Genomic DNA, 20290 nt, shown 5'->3' with positions numbered 1-20290 from the left:
GCGCGGGGCTGCCCCTCAGACGTAGAAGTCTAGTTCTTCCTGTTGCTTCAGCAGGTCACGCATCTCGTAGGCGTCATCGCCGAAGAAGTACAGCAGACCCCAGTGTGTACCGAACGCGGTCCGTTTGGTGACCGTCTCCTCCAACGGCGCCGAAAGATCGTGTGACTCGTAGTAGTCGTGGTCCTCGGTTTCCGGTGGGATCCGCAGCTCGCTGACCACGCGGCGACGCGGGTAGACCCCGAAACAGCCCGCGACCCCGCTGGCGTCTTCGACCTCCTTCGGGAAGAACGCGTCGATCTCCTCCTCGGTCGTCTTCGGATCGAAGGCCAGCGCCAATCCCTGGTAGGCGTTGAACCCGTAGGCGCGCTCCAGCAGCTCGAACACCTTGAAACCCGGTGGCCGGTAGGCGACCTCGCCGAAGTACATCTCACCGTCGTTGGTGACGAAGTACTCAGGGTGCACGAAGCCGAACTCGATGTCGAAGGTCTTGATCAGCTTTTCGATCTGCGCGGTGATCTGCGGCCGGTACCGCTCCAGCTCCGGAGTGGCGGGCACGAACACCGAGTAGCCCAGCGTGACGTACTCGGAGATGTTCAGGAACTTGATCTTTCCCTTGTGGATCCACGCTTCGACGGCGAACTCCCAGCCGTCGAGATGCGACTCCATCAGTACCGGGAACTCCTCCTCGGGGATCGCGTCGACGTCGTCGGGCGTGCGGACGACGCGGTGCCCGAGGCAGCCCGCCTTGTCGAAGGCCTTCAGATGGATCGGGTCGTTCGGGTCCCCGTCGAGTTTGAGCAGGGTTTGGTTGACACGCTTGAGAAAGCGGATCACGTCATCCCGGTCGTGGGCCTCTTCGAAGATCCCGACCCGGATACCGCCGAGCTGCGCGCGGCGCTTCATCAGCGATTTGTCCCGCAGCAGCATGGCCTGGCCGAACAGGCGCGGATTGTCCAGCAGGACGGCGTTGATCGCTCCGGCCCACTCCACGGTTTCCTCGAACAGCGGGATCGCGACGTCGACGCCTTCCTGTTGCAGCGTCTCGGCGATCTCCAGCGAGCGGTCGTTGAGCCGCTCGAAATTCCATGGCAGATAAGGAATGTCGTGTTCCACGCAGTACTTCTCGGCCCAGTCCGGTGCGACGACGACGTACCGCCGATCGAACCGGTCCAGTGCCTCGACAGCGTTGAGGCTCCACCCGAGAAGAGCTACGTACCCTTTGTTCGGATCCTTCGTGGCCGCGTCGAGCCGCGTCATAGACCGTTCCTCCGTGTCGGTGTCGTCAGCTCCTCACCAGTTGAAGGGAAGCTGCTTTCCACGCTAAGCGACATCGGGGTGGCCCGCAGATCGCGCCGGACTCAGCGCCCCCGCAGCTCGAGCGCGACGGCGCCGAGCACCAGTGCCCCACCGGCGAAGGCACCGGCCCACAGCGGCTCGTCGAGCACGGTCGCGCCGATGGCGGCGCCGACGAGCGGTGTGATGTAGGCGTAGGTACTGACCAGCGGCGCCGGCGCGGTCTCCAGCAGCCGGGTGTAGAGCATGAACCCGAGAAGGGAATCGAAAACGAGCAGGAACACCGCCGCTCCGGCCGACGTCCAGCCGACGTCCGCCCACCGCGCCGGATCGAGCTGGCCGAGCGACAGCGCGACCAGCACCAGCACCGTTCCACCGGCGAGCAACTGGACCGCACTGGCGACGACGCGATCCAGTGGACGGTCGACGTTCGCCGTCAGGAGACTCCCCGCCGCCCACAGGATCGGCGCCACACAGAACGCCACGACCGCCCAGGGCGCGCCGCCGATGGCGCTTCCCGGCGCCGTCAGGACGACGATCACGATGCCGCCGAACCCCGCCACGAGGCGGATCCACGACGCGGCCGACGCCCGGGCCCCGGTGAACCCGCTGAGAAGCACCACCCACAGCGGAATGGCCGCGGCCAGGATCGCGCCGAGGCTGGCGGTCACCTCCGTCAGCGCCACGGTGGCGAGCCCTTGGCCGCCCACCAGCAACAACACCCCGGCGGCCGTCAGGGTCCGGACCTGCTTGCGCGTGGGCCGAGGACGCCCGCGCGCGACACCGGCGAGCACGAGCCCGGACAGCAGGAAGACCAGCGCCGCTCCGCCGATCGGCGGAATCGTTTCGACCATCAGCTTCATCGCCGGGATCGCCGAACCCCAGCACACGTAGAGCGCGAGCAGCAGGAGCACGGTGCGATCCGCGGGCACGACGCGCGCCTTACCCCCGCTGATCATCGTTCCTTCATACCGCCTCGCCCGCGGGGCGGAAACCCGATCAGCGGGTGCGCGCCACTCCGGCCAGCCCGCGCGAACGAGGGGCTTCGTCGACGAAATCCCCGTCGCCGGGCCGCCATTGGGGCAGCCACACCAGACCGGGGTCGACCAGCTCCAGGTCACCGAAGAACTCGGCGACCTGCTCGCGCGACCGCATGATCGCGGTGTGGTTGGTCCGGCGCCCGTACTCCGCGGCCACCTGCTTGCCCGCGTTCTGGGTCTCGACGTCCTCGGGCGCGACGTGGATGTGCGACACCGCCAAGAAGCTCCCGGACGGCAGCATCGCGCGGTGGAAGCCGAGCGTGGCGTGCGGGTTCTGCTCGTCGGGCATGAAATGCAGCAGGGCCACCAGCAGCAGTCCGATGGGCTGGGTCCGGTCGATCAGGCCGGTGTCCAGCACGCGTTCCCACAGCAGGCCCTGGTCGAAGAAGTCGGCGTCCAGCGCGGCGTGCCGGTTCGGGTCCGCGGTCTGTTCGAGCAGGATCTGCGCGTGCGCGCGGGCGATCGGCTCGTTGTCGATGTAGACGACCCGGCATTCGCCCGGGGCCACCTCGTCGGCCACTTCATGCACGTTGCCCTGCGTCGGCAGGCCGGAGCCGATGTCCACGAACTGCCGGATCCCCTGATCGACCATGAACCGGACCGCGCGCCCGAGGAACGCCCGGTTCGCCCTGGCGAAGTCGCGGATCTCCGGCAGCACGGCGAGCTGTTTCTCGGCGAACGCCTGGTCGACGGCGTAGTTGTGCGTCCCGCCGAGCAGGTAGTCGTACACCCGGCCCACCGAGACCTTGTCCACCGCCGCGCTCAAGCGCGCGGCCTCGTCCATGCTCATCTCGACCCCAAGATCTTCGCTGGCGGCAAATCAGGTATCCGTACATTACCGGTCCGCCAGTTGTTCGAGGCGCGCCATCTCGACGTCCAGGGAGGTCTGCGCGCGACTCAGGGCCTCCGAGCTGTAGCGGCCGCTCGACCTGGCTCGCTGGAGACGTTCGGACTGCTCGGTGAGGACGCGCAACCTCAGCCGCAGGTACTGGAACACGCCTTCGGCTTGTTCGGGCGCCGGGCGCTTCGCCGATCCTTCGGCCGGGATCCGGGTGTCGGACCGCACCCGGTCCAGGACCCGCTCGCCGAACGGCCCGTTGCCCGGGTCTTCCAGGGCCGGGTCGTCCAGCAGGTTCCTGGCCGCGTCGGTCAGCTCCGCCATGAGCCGGACGTACTCCTGGCGCAATTTGGCCGGATCCTCCTCGGGGACGCGAGCCGCGCGGATGACCGCCGGGAGCGTCAGGCCCTGGACCAGCAGCGTCGTGGTCGCCACCACGTAGGCGATCAGGACGAGCAAGCCGCGGTCCGGCGTGTCCTGCGGAAGGGTCTGGGCCGCCGCCAGGGTGATCGCCCCGCGCATCCCGGCCCAGCCGAGCACCACGCCGCCACGCCAGCCCAGGGTCTCGGTGAGCCGGAATTCGACGTCGGCGGCGGCGCGGTCGAGCCGTTTCCGGAAGTACGCCGCGCGCCGCGGCGAGGCCTTGTCCAGCCGCTCGGTGACGGCGGGGTCGGATTCGTCGCCCCGCAGCACCGCCTGCGTCGTTTCCAGGCGAGGCTTGAATCGCGCGGCCTTGCGTTGTTCGCGGTATAGGCCCGCGACGAGCGGCCCGACGAAGACGATGCGCGCGAGGATGACGAGCACCGAAGCCGCCAGGCCGATGTAGAGCGCCTGCCAGGCGCTCGAACCGTCCTTGTGCACCTCGTCGACGAGGGTTTTGACGCTGAGCCCCATGAGCAGGAACATCCCGCTCTCCAGCAGGAACGCCACGGTGCGCCAGTTGACGGTCTCGGCGAGACGGTCCGTCGCGCGCAGATACCGCGGGGCGAGGTGACCGGTCACCAGGCCGGCGACGACGACGGAGAGGACACCGGAAGCGCCGGCCTCTTCGGCGGGCAGGTAGGCGATGAACGGGACCACGAAGGAGATGGCGGTGTTGAGCACCGCGTTGCCCAGCAACGCGCGCACCCGCACGTTGACGTAGCCGACCAGGATCCCGATCGCCACCGCCACCACGACCGCGAGGGCGAACTCCCCGACGATGCCCCAGACGGACACGGATCCGGCGACCGCGGCGACGGCGGATCGCAGCAGCACGAGCGCGGAGGCGTCGTTGACGAGCCCTTCTCCTTCGAGCACGGTCAGCAGCCGGGGCGGCAGGCCGAGCCGCCGTCCCACGGACGTCGCCGCGACGGCGTCGGTGGGGCTGATGACCGCCCCGAGCGCGAACGCGGCGGGCCAGCCGATGTCCGGCACCAGCCAGTGGAACAGCCAGCCCGCGCCCAGCGTCGACCCCACCACGAGCAGGACCGCGAGACCGGTGATCGGCCGGATGTTCCGCCGGAAGTCGACCATCGGCATGTTCACCGCCGCCGAGTACAGCAGCGGCGGCAGCACCCCGGCGAGGATCAGTTCGGGTTCGACCTCCGGATGCGGGACACCCGGCAGGAAACTCAGGCCGATGCCGACCAGCACGAGGCTCAGCGGCGCGGCCAGGTTGAGCCGCTCGGAGAACGCGGCCACGAACACGATGCTGATGACGCCGAGCACGACGACGAGGGTCAGGTCCACAGGTGACATGACAACACCGGATCGGCGAGTCGGCATCCTGAAGCGGACCCGGCGAGCCGGACAGTTGTCTCTTGTGGACAGTCGGAATCCGGCCGGCTCCGCCTGATAGGGCATCGCGACTTCGACCGTCCACATGAGACATCCTTTCGGCTGGAACGCCCGTTTTGGACACTTCGCGAAGGGGTCGTGAGTGGTAAAGAGGGTTAGAACCCTCTTTACCACTCACGACCCCATGACCGGTCGCCGGTCAGTCCGAACCCTGCCCTCAAGGCAGCGAAGAAGGCCTGCTCGGCGGAGTCGACCATGGCATATTTGACTTACCGCCCAATAAGTCCCGAGGCCGCCGAGTTCCGGCGGAGACTCGAGTCCTTGCCGCAAGCCCCGGAAGGCCGGATGGCCGGATGGCCAAACGATCTCGGCTATCGCGAGGGATCGTGCAGTCACCCGGGACGGCGACGTCCGTTTCCGCGCCGACTCCGGGCGGGAGCTGGAGCGCCGGCTGCCGCGGCCGGGAAGGCCCCCTTTCTCACGCCTGGCGCGAGGAAGGGGGCCTTCCTGTATTCGCCACTGCGATTCCACAACATTCCCGCAAGAGGGCGGACCTAGCTTCCGGAAAGGTCTCGACCACTTACGGAGGACACATGATCGCGATACGCAGCAGGCGCGGCGCCGGTGCCGGGCCGCCGAACCGGCGCCGGGTACTGGTCAGAGCACTGGCGGGGGTGGCCCTGTCCGCCCTGGTCGCGCTCTCGGCACCGGGCACGGCGCTGGCCGACGCGGAGCCACTGGGCCCGGACGTCACCTTCAACAGCACCCCGGTGATCGACCCGTCGGGGCTGTTCATGCTCTCCCGCGGGCTGGACGGCTCCATCCTGTACAGCCCGGGAACGCCCAGCACCAACGGTTACGGCGACTTCCGCTCCTTCGGCCAGCAGATCATCGGCGACCCGACCGGTGTGACCGGGCCCGAAGGCGCGCAGATCTTCGCCCGGAACACCGCCAACCAGGCGATCACCAGCTTCGTCGTCTCGTACAACTTCCCGACCGATTTCCAGGTCATTCCCGGGCTCCGGATCTCCAGCGAGGTCACCGCGGTCAAGATCCCTCCGCGTGGCGCCAGGCCGCCGATGATCCGGATCTTCGCCCGCGACCTGGACACCGGCCGGATCTTCACCAACCTGCTCGTCGAAGGCTCGCCGCAGGGCTGGACCGACCTCGGACTCTTCGCCACCAGTGAACTTTCGGCGGCGGTCGTGAGCCCGGCGGGCTTCGACATCAGCATCCGGCTCGTGGTGCGCGGGGTGGTCAACCGGTTGTTCTCCACGGTCATCGACAACACCGCCGGGGCGATCTCCGGCTGGTCGCAGCTCGGTGACCTGTTCACGACCGGAAACCCGACATTGGTCAACGAGGGCGCCATGTTCACCTTCCGGGGCAACGAGGTGTTCACCCGGCAGAACGGCAGCAACGCCGTCTTCACCTGGAACTTCGACAACCCCGGCTGGGTCAACCTGGGCGGGGTCGCCACCAGCGACATCGCCGCCTCCGTCGCCAAGGACAACGGGCTCCAGCTCTACGTCCGGGGCACCAACCTCCGGATCTATTTGAACCGGCGGCCACCAGGGTCGACCCGGTTCGGCGGATACGTCGACCTCGGCGGCACGGCTTTCGGCAACCCCGCCGCCAGTGGTGGCACACCCACCCCCATCCGGACGGTGGCCGACCAGTTCATCGTGCGAGGCACCGACAACCGGATCTACAGCCGGATCCAGACCAACTTCGCCGGCGGCTTCACGAACTACTTCGCGTTCGGAGGACCACTGCACGGCTGACCTCACACGGTCGTGCAACGCGGACGGTCCGGGCACTCCCCTCGCCCGGGCCGTCTTCCGCTCAGCCCAGCTCGGCCAGCTCCTTCCGGATCGCGTCGGCGGTGGGCAAAGTGAGGTCGCGGTAGATGGCGGTGGCGCGGTCGTAATGCCGGTGCGCGGCGGGAAGATCGCCCGCTTCGACGGCCACCCTGGCGAGGCCGTGGTGGGCGCGGGCCGCCTGCTCCCGCGCGCCGATCCGGACGGCCAGGTCCAGTGCCGTGGTGTGGTTCGCGCGAGCGGAGGCGGGATCGCCGCCGGCGAGGCACGCTTCACCGAGTCCGTTGAGGGCCCAGGTTTCGCCGTCGCGGTCGCCACGCGCGACGAACAGGTCCAGGGCGCGGCGGTGGTGTTCGGCGGCGCGGTCGGGGTGACCGCTGAGAGTGTGGGTCCTGCCGAGGCCGTCGATGCTCCAGGCTTCGCTCTCGAGGTGGCCGAGGGTGCGGAACAGTTCCACGGCTTCGTTGTGCAGGGTGAGGGCGTCGCCGAGGTGGTCGCGGGTGAGGGCGACTTCGGCGAGCCCGAGTTTGGCCCACGCCTGCCCGAACGGATGGCCCGCCTGCCGGTGCAGCGCCATCGCGTGATCCAGATTGGTCACCGCGGCGGCGTGGCCGATGCGGGCCTCCACGGTACCGAGCCTGGTCAGGACGTGGGCCTGGGCCACCAGGTCGGTGTCATGCCGGAACAGGGCCAGCGCCCGGGTGTAGTGGTCGATGGCAGGCCGGTAACGTCCGGCGCGTTCTTCGACCATGCCCACGCCTGCCACGGCCCGGCCCTGCGACGACAGGTCGCCGATCTCCTTGAACAGCGTGGCCGCCGCGCTCAGATGTGCCACGGCCGCGTCGGCCCGGCCCGCCTGGAGATGGACGCCGCCGAGCGAGTGGAGAGCGGTGGCCTCGCCGGCGCGGTCGCCGGTGGCGTGGGCGGCGGTGCGCGCGTGGCCGTGGATGGAGATGGCGACGGTTTCGTTGCGCCCGTCCAGATAGCGGAACAGCAACCGGGACAACGCCACCGAGCTCTCGGGACGGCCGTGGGTCGCCGCGTGCGCCGCCAGCGCCGAAATCGTGGCGAGTTCGGCGTCCAGCCAGTCCCGCGCGTCGTCGGCGCCGGGGAACCCGGGTACCGGGCTCGCCGCGGCGGCGACCTGTGGTCTGCGGTGGGCTTCGCCGGGATAGAGCCGGTCCATCGCCGCGGCGACGGCGGCGAGGTAGTAGGCGTAGACCCGGTCGAGCGCGGAACGCTCGTCGACGCTTCCCGCCTCCGTCGCGTAGGCCTTGAGCAGGTCGTGCATGAGGTACCGGTCGACACCGGCGGGCTGCACGAGGTGCGCGCGGGCGAGGGTGTTCAGCAGGGTTCGAGCGGTCGCGAGCGGTTGACCGGCGAGCGCGGCCAGCACATGGGCGTCGAAGGTCGGCGCGGGATGACGCCCCAGCGCGGCGAACGCGGCGACGGCTTGGTCGCTCAACTGCCGCAACGACCAGGAGAACACCGCCCGGATGGCGGCGCGCTGGTCGTCTCCGCCGCTCAACACGTCGAGGGTCTGCTGGGCCGCGCGCAGTTCGTCGGCCAGCCGGGACAGCGGGACCGCGGGCCGGGACACGGCGAGTTCGGCCGCGAGGCGCAAGGTCAGCGGCAGCCGGACGCACCGCTCGGCGAGTACGGCGGCGGACTCGGGCTCGGCGTCCACGCGCGGTCCGACCAGCCGCCCGAGCAGGGTGACCGCGTCGGCGAGCGGAAGCTGGTCCACGGTGACGCGGTGCGCGCCGTGCAACGCCACGAGACCGGTGAGCGCGTCACGGCTGGTCACCACGACGGCGCAACCACCGGCGCCGGGCAACAGCATGCGGACCTGTTCGACGGAGACCGCGTTGTCCAGCACCACGAGCATCCGCCTGCCGTCGAGTTCGGTGCGGAACCGCGCGGCACGTTCGGTCTCCCCGAGCGGAACCTCCGCGCCGCCCGGCATCAACGCCGTCAGGAACGCTCCGAGCGCGTCGCCGGGCGACACCGGCTCCTCCGGGGCGTATCCGCGCAGATCCAGGTACAACTGCCCGTCCGGGAACCGGTCGCGCACCCGATGCCCCCAATGCACGACCGTCGCCGTCTTGCCCGCCCCGGCCGTACCGGTCAGGCAGATGATCAGCGACTCGTCCCCCACCCGGTCCGCCAGCCGGTCCAGCTCGGTGATCTCGCCCGCCCGGCCGGTGAACTCGGTGACGGCGGCGGGCAATTGCGCGGGCGCCGTCTGCTCCCCCGGCGGCAGATCGTGGCGCAGCACGGCTTCGTGCACCGCGGCCAGTTCCGGCCCGGGATCGACGCCGAGCTCGTCGCGCAGCGCCCGGCGGATCCGTTCGTGCACGGCGAGGGAATCGGCCGTCCGGCCCACCGCGTACAGCGCGCGCATCAGCACCACCGCGGCGCCCTCGTGCAGTGGATGCTCCTCGACCAGCTCGGTCAGCCGGATGACCGTGGCGGCCGCCTGGCCCGCGCGGATCTCGGCCGCCGCCCAGGCCACCACGGCGGCCTCGTGTTCCTGGCTCAACGTGCGGCGGGTGCGGTCGGCCCACTCCCCGGACAGCCCCGCCAGCGGCTCGCCGCGCCACAGATCGAGCGCCTCGGTCAGGGCCGCGCGGTCGGTGGACTCGTCCCGCACCGCGTTCCGGAACCGGAACACGTCGACCTGATCGGGGCGGACGTCCAGCCGGTAGCCACCGGCGTCCCGCACGAGCCAAGCGCTTCCCGGGTCGGCCTGCTCCAGCACCCGCCGGATGCGCGTGATGTGCGCCTGCAAGGACCGGCGGACCTGTTTCGGTGGCGACTCGCCCCAGACCCGGGTCACCAGTGAGTCGTGCCCGACCGTCCGCCCGGCCTCGAGCAGCAGCACCGCCAGAATGTGCTGCTGGCGCGGCTCACCGACCGCGAACGTCCGCCCGCCCGTCCGTATCGTGATCGAACCCAGAACTTGGAAATCCACTCCTGACCCCTAGCTCTCCCAAGGAATCGTAAAGCCGGGAATCGTTCCGTCACAAATACTTTCAATCAAGCGCTCAGTCGGCCGGGAATGTCCAACAGACTCCGGTCGTGGTGATACTCATACGGGCGCCGCGAATTTCGCTGCACCAAGGCATTCCCGGAACGCCGTATTGGTGACGCGAAAAAATCCGGAGTACGGTCGATCGCAGGTGCACTTCTCTTCATCGCACCGGACTCGGATTCATCGGGCCGCGTATCGCGGCCGTCGGTTTTCCGATATTCGAAGAACACTGACTGGAGGGGCGGTTTTTTCGATGACTGATTCCGACTGGAGACCAGGTTTACGAAGACGGGATTTCCTTTCCGCGGTAGGGGTCGCCGGTGGTGCGGGCACTTTGCTGGCGACCATGGGAGCTTTGGGTCTCGCACCGGCCGCGCGGGCTGATTCACCGTTCCGTCCACCCCGGCGTTCGGATTTCTCCCTTTCCGGCCGCGGTACGGCGAAAGTGGTGATCCTCGGCGGTGAAATAGCGGGTTTGGCCAGTGCTTACGAGTTGGGAAAGGCGGGTTATGACTGCACTGTTCTGGAGGCGAGGGACAGAGTCGGCGGGCGGAATTTCACCGCCCGCGGAGGCACGGTGCAGACCGATGTGCGCGGCGACCGGCAGACGGCCCGCTTCAGTGACGACGTCTACATGAACACCGGCCCCGGCCGGATCGCGCAATGGATGGTCACCCTCGACTACTGCCGCGAACTGGGCGTCCCGATCGAGGTGTTCACCAACACCAACGCCAACGCGTTCATCTACAACGAAGCGGCCGGCATGCGGGAACCGGTCCGGTACCGGACGGCAAAGGCGGATGTGTACGGCTACGTCAGCGAACTGCTCGCCAAGGCCACCGACCGGCGCGCGCTGGACGGCGAACTCACCAAGGCGGACAAGGAACGGCTGCTGGATTTCCTGCGGGACTGGGGCGCGCTCGGCGGCAAGGCTGGAAACCGTCGCTACAGCGGTACCCCGCGTCGCGGTCACGCGATCGATCCGGGCGCCGGCGATCAGGCGGGCGTGCCGCTCGGCCCGGTCCCCTCGCTCGCCAAGACGTTCGCCGACGGAGCCGGCCGGTACTTCTCTTTCGAATTCGACTACGACCAGGCGATGCTGATGTTCCAGCCGGTCGGCGGCATGGACCGGATCCCGCTGGCCCTGGCCCGCGCGATCGGCGGGGACCGCATCCGGCTGGGCCACGTGGTCATCCGGATCACCGACGGGCCGGACGACGTCACCGTCGTCTACCGCGACTCGCGCGGCGAGCAGCGCCGGATCACCGCCGACTTCTGCATCGCGGCGCTCCCGCCACACGTCCTGGCCAGGATCCCGCACAATCTCGGCGCGGACGTGCAGAACGCGCTGCGTGCGTGGCAGGTCGACACGGCCGCGAAGATCGGCCTCGAATACCGAAGCCGGTGGTGGGAGACCGACCACCGGATCTATGGCGGGATCACCGAAACCGACCTGGACATCGGGCACCTCTGGTACCCGTCGTACGGTTTCCACGGCTCACGAGGACTTCTGCTGAACTACTTCTACGACGAGGACGCCAGGAAGTACGGGGATCTCACCCCGGGCGAACGGGTGCGGCGGGCGGTGGCGCAAGGCGTCAAGATCCACGGCGAGAACCACCGCACCGGACTGACGAACTCGTTCTCGGTGGCCTGGCATCTCATTCCGCACATCGAAGGCGCTTGGGCCATTCCCCCGATCGGCACCCCGGCGTACCGGCTGCTCAACAAGCCCGCCGGCCGGCTGTACTTCTCCGGTGACTGGCTCAGCCATCTGACCGGCTGGCAAGCGGGTTCGTTCGAATCAGCGCGGCTGGTGGTCAGCCACCTGCACCAGCGCGTCCTGGCCCACTGACGCCCTGATCGAGGTAGCGCGAGGGTGGCGATGTTCCCAATGCCGCATTCGAGACGCTCAGCGACACAAATGCGGCATTGGGAACGGGGACCGGAGAAGCCGACCCGGCGGATCACGAACGGCCCCCGTGCGCCCTGGTACCGTCCGGCGCCAGTGTTGCGAAAGCCACTTTCACAACACTGAAGGTTGCGAAAGTGGCTTTCGCAACGCACTACCGCCGGGGCCACACCCGGCGGAAGGCGATGATCCACACCAGGCCGTGAAGGCCTCCTTCCCTACCCTCAAAGTAGGGAAGGAGGCCTTCACGGACTTCGCCACCCGACCTGACACCGCCGACTTTCGGCCCTGCAGAACCCGAAACCCAGGAGACTCACGATCACCCCCGGCCCGGCGCGCGAGGTTCACTTCTTCTCCTTGAGGTCACCCGCCCGGACGCCGACGAGGAGGACGACCACCGCGAGCAGCACGATCCCGCTGCTGATCTGCAGCCCGAGGGCGAGACTCCCGGTCGCGGACTGGATGAATCCGAGCAGCGAAGGCGACGCGGCGGCCGCGAAGGAGCCCATGGAGGTCACGACGGCGATTCCGGTCGCGGCCGCGCGGTCCGAAAGGTAGATCGACGGAATCGAGTAGAACACCGTCAAACCCGAGTAGTGCGCCGCCGCCAGGACGGCCAGCAGCACCACGACCGCGAAGACGCTGCCGTGGGAGAGGGAGATCGCGAACATCGCGAGCGCCGCGACGATCCACGCGGTGGCGGCGTGCCAGCGCCGTTCGAGGGTGCGGTCGGAATGCCGTCCGACGATCAGCATGGCGACGATCCCCGCGAGCGGCGGCACGGCGGAGAACAGGCCGAGGTTCAGCACGTCACCCACCCCTGCGTCGGCGATGATCCTGGGCGCCCAGAAGGAAACCGCGTTCGCGAGGGTGTACGCGCCGCACGCGCACAGCCCGAGGATCCAGACCTTCGGGTCGCTCAGCGCCTCGCGAAGCCCGACGTGGGTCCGCGTACCGCCCGCGCCGCCCTTCAGCCGCTGATCGGCGTCCAGGTCGGCGCGGACCGCGGCCTTCTGCGCGGGAGTCAGCCACCGGACCTGCTCGGGCTCGTCGGCGAGGCAGAACAGCACGACGAGGGCGAGCAGGATCGGCGGGATCCCCTCGACGAGGAACAACCATTGCCAGTCCGCGAGGCCCCCGACCCCGCCGAGGCCGTGCATGATGCCGCCGGAGACCAGCGAGCCCACGATCCCGGAAACCGGCACCCCGATGAAGAAGATCGCGGTCATGCGGGTCCGGCGGGCCGACGGGAACCAGCGCGAAAGGTAGAACAGCGCTCCGGGGAAGAACCCGGCCTCGGCGACGCCGAGCAGGAACCTCGCCACGTAGAAGGTGTACTCGTCCTGGACGAACATCGTCGCCACGGTCACGACACCCCACGAGGCCATGATCCGCACCAGGGACTTCCGCGCGCCGATCCGGGCCATCAGCGCGTTGCTCGGGACCTCGAAGAGGATGAACCCGACGAAGAACACCGTCACGCCGAGGCCGTAGACCGCGGGGCCGAAGCCGAGATCGCGTTTGAGACCCTCCTGCGCGATCCCGATGTTCGTCCGGTCGATGAAGCTGACGATGTAGCAGATCACCAGCAAGGGCATGATCCGCAGCGCGATCGCCCGGTAGGTGGCCGGCCGGTCGACCGGCACGACGGACTGCTCAGTGGCTGGACTGGGATCGGCCACGGTCTTCGACTCCCTTGTCGGCGGCGGGGACCAGGCGAGCATGAGCCCTTATGTTGATAGTGTCAACACCTTGGTTTCGATGAGTAGGATGCCCGGCATGACCGAACGGCCGGACGGACACGAGCTCGTCCCGATCTCCCAGCTGCTCTCCTACCGACTCTCCCGCACGTCGGCCGCCCTGTCGCGTTCGGCGGCGTTGCGCTACCGCCGGGAGTTCGACGTGAGCCTCGGCGAATGGCGGGCCATCGCCCTCATCGCCGCCGACCCGACCCTCACGCTCAACCGGCTCGCCCGCCGGGCCGGCCTGGACAAAGCGCAGATGAGCAGGGTCGTTGCGAAGCTGGTCGAGCGCGGTTTGGTGAACCGCACGGCAGCGTCGGGCCGCACCTCCCGCCTCGCACTGACCGAGGACGGGCTCACCGTGTATCGCGGTCTCATCGTCGCGGCGAACGAGCGCGACGCCGCCTTCCTCGGCCTCCTGACCTCCGCCGAGACCGAAATCCTCGAACGCGCCCTGGACAAACTCGCCGACGCCGCGCTCGTCGTCGAACAGGAGGAGCGCGAGCGTGACACGAAACCCTAAGTGTTGACATTATCAACTGTCGGCGGGTAGTTCTGGAGTCACCGGAGGAGGTGACTCGATGACCGACGGGGTCACGATTTGTGAGTGCTTCGCCAGGGACGGGCTGCAACACGAGCCCGCCTTCGTCCCCACCGCGACCAAGGTCGCCCTGCTGGAAGGGTTCGCGCGCGCCGGGTTCACCCGCGTCGAAGCGACGAGCTACAGCCACCCGGGGCGGGTCCCGGCATTCGCCGACGCGAGCGACGTGCTCGCTTCCCTCGGCCACCGGCCGGGCGTGGCCTTCAAGGCGACGTGCCCCAACCCCCGCGCCGTGTCGCGCGCGCTGGCCGACCTCGATCGTGGCGCCGGGGCTCAAGAGCTGAGCCTGCTGGTCTCGGCCAGCGAGAGTCACACCGAACGGAATCTGCGCACCACGCGCGCCGCCCAATGGGAGCGGATCGCGGAGATGATCAGGTTGGCGGACAAGCGTTTCCGCCTGATCGGCGTGGTGTCGGTCGCGTTCGGCTGTCCCTTCGAGGGCGCTGTCGACCCGGGGCGGGTCGCCGAGGACGTCGCGCGGTTCGCCGACCTCGGCGCCGACGCGGTCACCCTGGGCGACACCACCGGGGTGGCGACGCCGAAGACCGTGGCCTCCCTGTTCGAGCGGCTCGGCAAGGCCCATCCCGGGCTTCCGCTGATCGCGCACTTCCACAATTCGCGGGGCGCGGGCATCGCCAACGCGGTGGCCGCGCTGGACGCGGGCTGCCGCCATTTCGACAGCGCGATGGGCGGGGTCGGCGGCCATCCGGCGTCGATCGGCTACGGCGCCGGGCTGACCGGGAACGTCTGCACCGAAGACCTCGTCGATCTCTTCCACGCGATGGGTGTCCGAACAGGACTGGACCCCGACGCGCTCGCCGAGTCGTCCGCCGCCTGTGAGAAAGCACTCGGCCGCCCGCTGCACAGCATGGTCGCGCGAGCCGGTTTCGCCCGCACACAAGGAGAAAGCCGACGATGAGCCTGCTCACCGAGGACCGTGGCCAGGTCCGGATCCTCACCCTCGACCGGCCGGCCAAGCTCAACGCGCTCGACACCGCCCTCACCCGGGCGTTGCGGGACGGGCTCGACGACGCCGATCTCGATCCCGGTGTCCGCGCCGTGGTGCTCACCGGCAACGGCCGCGGATTCTGCGCGGGCGCGGACCTTTCCGAGTTCTCCGGCCTCACCCCGGACAACCCCGGCGCGGTGCTGGAGCGAGCGGCGCTGACCGCCGCGCTCCAGACCCGGATGCAGCGGATGGGCACTCCGGTCGTCGCGGCCGCCCACGGCGCGGCGGTCGGCGGCGGCGCGGGTCTCGCGATCGGCGCCGACATGGTCGTCGCGGGTACCGACCTGCGCTTCGGCTACCCGGAACTGCGTCACTCCCTCGTCCCGGCCCTGGTGATGACCGGCCTGGTGCGGCACCTGGGCCGCAAACTCGCCTTCGAGCTGATCAGCACCGGCAGGCTGCTCACCGCGGCCGAAGCGTTCGAACACGGCCTGGTCAACCGGGTGGTCGAGGCGGAGGACGTCCTCCCCGCCGCGCTGGAGATCGCCACCGGATGGGCGGCGGTGGAACCACGGGCCCTGAGCGCCGCCAAGGACCTGTTCTACCGGGTCGCCGACCTCCCGACCGAAGCGGCCATGCGCGTCGGACAGGACGTCAACGCCCTGATGCGGGGGTTCCGCAAGTGACACCGCCACTCGAAGGCATCACCGTGCTCGACTTCTCCCGGGTGCTGGCGGCTCCGATGGCCACGCAGATCCTCGGCGAACTGGGCGCGACGGTGATCAAGGTCGAACGTCCGGGGTCCGGCGACGAGACCCGGGGCTTCGAACCCCGGCTCCCCGCCGGAGAAAGCGCGTACTTCTTCGCCGTCAACCGGGGAAAACGCTCGGTGACCCTCGATCTGAAGGACACGCGCGGCCGCGACGCCGCCCGACGGCTCGCCACCCGGGCCGACGTCGTCGTGGAGAACTTCCTGCCCGGCACCATGGACCGGCTCGGCCTCGGCTACGACGAACTGGCCGAGGGCAACCCCGGCCTGGTGTACGTGTCCGCCACCGGGTTCGGGCAGACCGGCCCGGACCGCTCCCGCAAGGGTTACGACACCGTCTTCCAGGCTCTGTCCGGGATCATGGCGATGACCGGCGAACCGGACGGCCCACCGGTCAAGACCGGTGTCCCGGTGGCGGATCTGACCTCGGGGCTCTGGGTGGTCATCGCCGCGCTGACCGGGCTGGCCGGCCGGAGCGCGACCGGGCGCGGGCGCCACCTGGACGTGTCCATGATGGACGTCCAGCTCAGCCTGCACGCGCTGAACGCCGCCCGGCTGTTCGCCCTCGACGAGGATCCGGCGCGGACCGGCAGCCAGCATCCCGGTCGCGTCCCGTCGGCCGCCTTCGAGGCCTCGGACGGGCGCTGGGTCCACATCAGCTGCAGCGACCAGCACTGGGCGCCGCTGTGCCGGGTGCTCCGCCTCGACGAACTCGGTTCCGACGCCGCGCTCCGCCACAACGCCGGGCGGGTCGCCCACCGGGACCGGGTGATGAGCGCGCTGCGCGAGGCGATCGGCGGCCGCGAAAGCGGTCGGCTGGTCGAGGAGCTGCGGGCGGCCGACGTACCGGTGGGCGAGGTACGCGGCGTCCGCGACGCCTTGGCCGATCCGCACGCGCGGGCGCGTGGTGTCGTCGGTGCCTTCTCGCATCCCACCGAGGGCACGTTTTCCGCGATCCGAACCCCGTTGCGGGACACCGGGGCAGAGCCCCATGACCTGGCGAGCCCGCCGTTGCTGGGCGCCGACACCGAGACCGTGCTCGCGGAAGCGGGCTTCGGCACGGCCGAGATCGACGCGCTGTGCCGTGAAGGAGTGATCTGAGTGGACGAGCGGATCCGGCTCGACGTCTCCGACGGGATCGCCCGGGTACAGCTGGCCCGCCCGGATGCCCGCAACGCCGTGGACCTGCCTCTGTGCCTTCGGCTGCGTGAGGTGTTCGACGAGATCGACGCCGACGAGTCGGTCCGCGTCGTCCTGCTCTCCGGGCAGGGGCCGGTGTTCTGCGCCGGCGCCGACCTCAAGGAACGCGCGGGCAAGGACGCGTCGTGGGTACGCCGCCGTCGAACGGCCTCGTTCGCCGCCTACGCCGCGATCGCCGCCTGCCGTCGTCCAGTGGTGGCGCTGGTGCACGGGGCCGTCGTCGGCTCGGGTGGCGAGATCACCCTCGCCGCCGATTTCGCCATCGCCGCCGAGGGCACCACGTTCCGGTTTCCCGAGCCGCACTGGGGCACGATCGGGGCCACCCAACGGCTGCCGAGGGCGATCGGACCGCGCCGCGCCAAGGAGCTGCTGTTCACCAATCGCCCCGTCGGCGCCGAGGAAGCCCGGGATCTCGGGTTGGTCGTCCGCGTCGTTCCCCCGGCGGAGCTGGCCGACGTCGGGGACGCCACGGCGCGGGAGATCGCCAAGGCCCCGCCGGGGGCCATCGCGCTGACCAAACGCGCGGTGGATCTCGGCACCGAAACCGATCTCGACCGCGGCATCCGCATCGAAATGGCCGCGATCGAGCAGAATCTGGGTACCGGCGACTGGCGTGAGGGCATCGACCGCTTCTCGGCCACCGGCAAGGAGGCAGAGTGATGGACCTGCGCACCGCCTGCCCGCTCACGGCGCACGAGGCGCTGGAGCGCGCCGCGCTGACGGCGCCGGACGTCGAGGCCGTCGTCGCCGCCGATTCCCGCGTCACCTACGGCGAACTCGCCCGGAACGTCGCGCGGATCAGGGCCGCGCTCGCGGCGCACGGCGTCGGGCGGGGCGACCGCGTCGGCGTCTGCCTCGGCAACGGTCCCGACTGGGTCGCGCTGTTCGTCGCGATCGGCTCGCTCGGCGCCGTCACCGTGCCCGTCAACACCCGGTGCACCGCCGGTGAAGTGCGGTACATGCTGGCCAAGGCGAAGGTGTCCACGCTCTTCGTCGCGGACCGCGTGCTTCGCGTCGACTTCGTCGCGATGCTGCGCGAACTGGGTCTCGACTCCGACGGACGCTGCGCGTCGTTGCCCGACCTGACCTCCGTGGTGGTGCTGGGCGCCGACGTGCCGGACGGCGTGCTGCCCTGGACCGCGTTCCTCGCCGCCGCCGGTGACGACGTCCCGGCCACCGCGGAACCGGACGACATCCTGCTCGTGCAGTACACCTCGGGGACGACGGCCCGACCGAAAGGTGTCCTGCTCACCCATCGGAACATGTGCGCGAACGCGTACTTTTCCGGTGCCCGGATCGGGTTCCGCCCCGCCGACCGCTTCCTCAGCGCCCGTCCCTTCTTCCATGTCGCCGGGAGCACCTTGTCGGTGCTCGCGAGCCTGCAGCACGCCATCACCCTGGTGGCCATGGCCAAATTCGAGGCTTCCGAGGCCTTGCGGCTCTTGGAAAAGGAGCGCTGCACCCATTTTTCGGGCAACGACACCATCGCGATGATGTTGCTGAACCACCCTGACCGCGCGACGCGCCAAATCCACCTGCGCGGCGCTTGGGTCGCGGCGTCGCCGACGGTGATCCGGCGGGTGATCGACGAACTCGGCGCCCGCGAATGCGTCGCGGGATACGGCCTGTCCGAAGCGTCGCCGAACGTCGCGCAGTCGTGCTGGTGGGAACCCGAGGAGCTCCGGGCCTCCGGCGCGATGGCCGTCGAACCCGGGGTGGAGGTCCGCGTCCGCGCGCTCGACGGCGATCACGACTGCGCGCCGGGCACCCCGGGCGCGATCCTCGTCCGCGGCTGGAACGTCATGCGGGGCTACCTCGACGATCCCGCGCAGACCGCCGCCGCGATCGACGCGGACGGCTGGCTGTCCACCGGGGACGTCGGCCTGCTCGACGATTCCGGCAGGCTCCACTTCATCGGGCGCACCAAGGACATCATCCGAGTCGGCGGGGAGAACGTCGCCCCCGCCGACGTCGAAGACGTGCTGCACAGCCATGCCGCGGTCCGGCAGGCCGCCGTGGTCGGGGTGCCGCACGAGCGGCTGGTCGAGGTGCCGTTCGCTTTCGTGGTGCTGCGTGAACCCGGCGCGGTCACCGAGGAAGAGCTCCTGCGGTGGGCTAAGGCCAACATGGCGGGTTTCAAGGTGCCCCACCATCTCCGGATCGTCGACGGCTTCGAAGGCATCGGTATGACCGCGAGTTCGAAGGTGCGCAAGAACCAGCTCGCGGAACACGCCCGCACCCTGCTCGGGCCCGTCCGATGAGGCGGATCGCGACCCCGGTCACCACCCTGCTGGACATCGATCTGCCGATCGTGCAGGCCGGGATGTCGTGGGCGTCGTCGTGCTCGGCCCTGCCGCTGGCGGTGAGCAACGCCGGCGGGCTCGGCGTCGTCGCCGCCGGACCGATGCGGCTGCCGGACCTGAGGCGCACCCTCGACGAAATGGCCGACGGCACCGAGTCACCCTGGGCGGTGAACATGCCGCTGTACCGGGCGGGCGCCGAGGAGGTGATCGACCTGCTGATCGAGCGCCGCCCGCCGGTCCTGATCGCGTCACAGGGCGGGCCGCGGCGCTATCTCGACCGCTTCCACGACGTCGGGACGACCTGCCTGCACGTGGTCGCCGGAACCGAGCACGCGAAGAAGGCCGTCGACGCCGGTGTCGACGGGCTCGTCGTGGTCGGCGCCGAGGCGGGCGGGCATCCGCCACCCGGTCTCGTCACGACGCTGATCCTCACCCGCGCCGTCGCCACCGCGGTGCCGGACACCCCGATCGTCGCGTCCGGCGGTCTCGCCGACGGCGCGGGCCTGGCCGCGATGCTCGCGCTCGGCGCGGGAGCCGCGCAATTCGGCACCCGTTTCCTCGCCAGCGCCGAGGCCACCGTCCACCCGGACTACAAGGCCGCCGTGGTCGCCGCCGGGATCGAGTCGACCCGCACGGTCGGCCGGGACCTCGGCCTGATCCGCGCGCTGGCCAACGACTTCACCGACCGGATGACCGAGCTTGAGAACTCCGCGGCCGACCTCGAACGGCGTCGCGACGCGTTCACGGCGTCCTCGCTCCGGGACGCCGCGCTCGACGGGGACCTGAAGAACGGCAAGGTCGAAGCGGGTCAGTCGGCCGGGCTGGTGACCGATGTCCTGCCCGCGGCCGACATCGTGCGGCGGATCGCCGAGGAGTACGAGGCCGCGGTCGCGCGGCTGCGCCCTTGACGCGGGGACTCTTCAGAGGTGTCCGCTTGCGCGGAACTCACGTGATCAGAAACGGATCTCGCGTGCTTGGAGGCGGAACTCGCGAGATCCGTCTCCAAGCAC

General features: G+C 69.7%; 15 protein-coding genes. 9 read left to right on the top strand and 6 right to left on the bottom strand.

Going from position 1 to position 20290, the window contains the following annotated elements; translation table 11 throughout:
• Positions 1-15 precede the first annotated feature (15 nt).
• From CFP71_RS36070 to CFP71_RS36055, 4 genes are all read right to left on the bottom strand, one after another.
• A complete protein-coding gene (locus CFP71_RS36070) occupies positions 16-1257 on the bottom strand; it encodes an ATP-grasp domain-containing protein (RefSeq protein WP_093938423.1) in 1242 nt (413 codons plus the stop codon).
• 101 nt (positions 1258-1358) lie between these two features.
• Positions 1359-2252 carry an EamA family transporter gene (locus CFP71_RS36065; protein WP_093938422.1) on the bottom strand — a complete coding sequence of 298 codons (894 nt, stop codon included), beginning with the start codon at positions 2250-2252 and terminating at the stop codon, positions 1359-1361.
• 40 nt (positions 2253-2292) lie between these two features.
• Positions 2293-3117, bottom strand: a complete 825-nt coding sequence (locus tag CFP71_RS36060) for an SAM-dependent methyltransferase (protein WP_093938431.1) — start codon at positions 3115-3117, stop codon at positions 2293-2295.
• 51 nt (positions 3118-3168) lie between these two features.
• Entirely contained in the window at positions 3169-4911 is a 1743-nt protein-coding gene (locus CFP71_RS36055; RefSeq protein ID WP_244199965.1) for a cation:proton antiporter, read from the bottom strand.
• Positions 4912-5543: 632 nt separating this feature from the next.
• Here CFP71_RS36055 and CFP71_RS36050 point away from each other — a divergent pair.
• Complete coding sequence (locus tag CFP71_RS36050; RefSeq protein ID WP_093938420.1) at positions 5544-6734, top strand: DUF8189 domain-containing protein; 1191 nt, start codon at positions 5544-5546, stop codon at positions 6732-6734.
• 61 nt (positions 6735-6795) lie between these two features.
• Here CFP71_RS36050 and CFP71_RS36045 read toward each other — a convergent pair whose 3' ends face one another.
• Positions 6796-9744 (bottom strand): AfsR/SARP family transcriptional regulator, encoded by a 2949-nt coding sequence (locus CFP71_RS36045; protein ID WP_093938419.1) that lies wholly within the window; start codon positions 9742-9744, stop codon positions 6796-6798.
• Positions 9745-10150: 406 nt separating this feature from the next.
• Between CFP71_RS36045 and CFP71_RS36040 the strand changes: the two genes are divergently transcribed.
• Complete coding sequence (locus CFP71_RS36040; protein ID WP_244199964.1) at positions 10151-11659, top strand: flavin monoamine oxidase family protein; 1509 nt, start codon at positions 10151-10153, stop codon at positions 11657-11659.
• A 401-nt stretch (positions 11660-12060) separates the two neighbouring features.
• Here the strand turns inward: CFP71_RS36040 and CFP71_RS36035 are convergent, their stop codons facing one another.
• Positions 12061-13440 carry an MFS transporter gene (locus CFP71_RS36035; protein WP_244199963.1) on the bottom strand — a complete coding sequence of 460 codons (1380 nt, stop codon included), beginning with the start codon at positions 13438-13440 and terminating at the stop codon, positions 12061-12063.
• A 55-nt stretch (positions 13441-13495) separates the two neighbouring features.
• On the opposite strand from CFP71_RS36035, the gene CFP71_RS36030 reads away from it, so the two are divergent.
• Genes CFP71_RS36030 through CFP71_RS36000 form a run of 7 tightly spaced genes read left to right on the top strand, consistent with a single transcriptional unit; the run spans position 13496 to position 20188 of the window.
• Complete coding sequence (locus CFP71_RS36030) at positions 13496-13981, top strand: MarR family winged helix-turn-helix transcriptional regulator (protein WP_093938430.1); 486 nt, start codon at positions 13496-13498, stop codon at positions 13979-13981.
• 58 nt (positions 13982-14039) lie between these two features.
• Positions 14040-14978 (top strand): hydroxymethylglutaryl-CoA lyase, encoded by a 939-nt coding sequence (locus CFP71_RS36025; RefSeq protein ID WP_093938416.1) that lies wholly within the window; start codon positions 14040-14042, stop codon positions 14976-14978.
• The gene (locus tag CFP71_RS36020; RefSeq protein WP_093938415.1) at positions 14975-15694 is read left to right on the top strand and encodes an enoyl-CoA hydratase/isomerase family protein; all 720 of its coding nucleotides are present in this window, start codon (positions 14975-14977) and stop codon (positions 15692-15694) included. Before CFP71_RS36025 ends, CFP71_RS36020 begins: the two co-directional genes overlap by 4 nt.
• On the top strand, positions 15691-16878 hold the full coding sequence (locus CFP71_RS36015) for a CaiB/BaiF CoA transferase family protein (protein ID WP_093938414.1): 1188 nt from the start codon (positions 15691-15693) through the stop codon (positions 16876-16878). The genes CFP71_RS36020 and CFP71_RS36015 overlap by 4 nt, the downstream gene beginning before the upstream one ends.
• A complete protein-coding gene (locus tag CFP71_RS36010; protein ID WP_093938413.1) occupies positions 16879-17637 on the top strand; it encodes an enoyl-CoA hydratase/isomerase family protein in 759 nt (252 codons plus the stop codon). It begins immediately after the preceding gene.
• The gene (locus CFP71_RS36005) at positions 17637-19238 is read left to right on the top strand and encodes an AMP-binding protein (protein ID WP_093938412.1); all 1602 of its coding nucleotides are present in this window, start codon (positions 17637-17639) and stop codon (positions 19236-19238) included. Before CFP71_RS36010 ends, CFP71_RS36005 begins: the two co-directional genes overlap by 1 nt.
• Positions 19235-20188 carry an NAD(P)H-dependent flavin oxidoreductase gene (locus CFP71_RS36000; protein WP_093938411.1) on the top strand — a complete coding sequence of 318 codons (954 nt, stop codon included), beginning with the start codon at positions 19235-19237 and terminating at the stop codon, positions 20186-20188. Before CFP71_RS36005 ends, CFP71_RS36000 begins: the two co-directional genes overlap by 4 nt.
• Positions 20189-20290: the final 102 nt, after the last annotated feature.

Origin of the sequence: Amycolatopsis thailandensis, assembly GCF_002234405.1 — a bacterium.
Taxonomy (GTDB): domain Bacteria; phylum Actinomycetota; class Actinomycetes; order Mycobacteriales; family Pseudonocardiaceae; genus Amycolatopsis; species Amycolatopsis thailandensis.
Note: the sequence above shows the minus strand (reverse complement) of the source record. Positions and strands in the feature narration are given on the sequence as shown.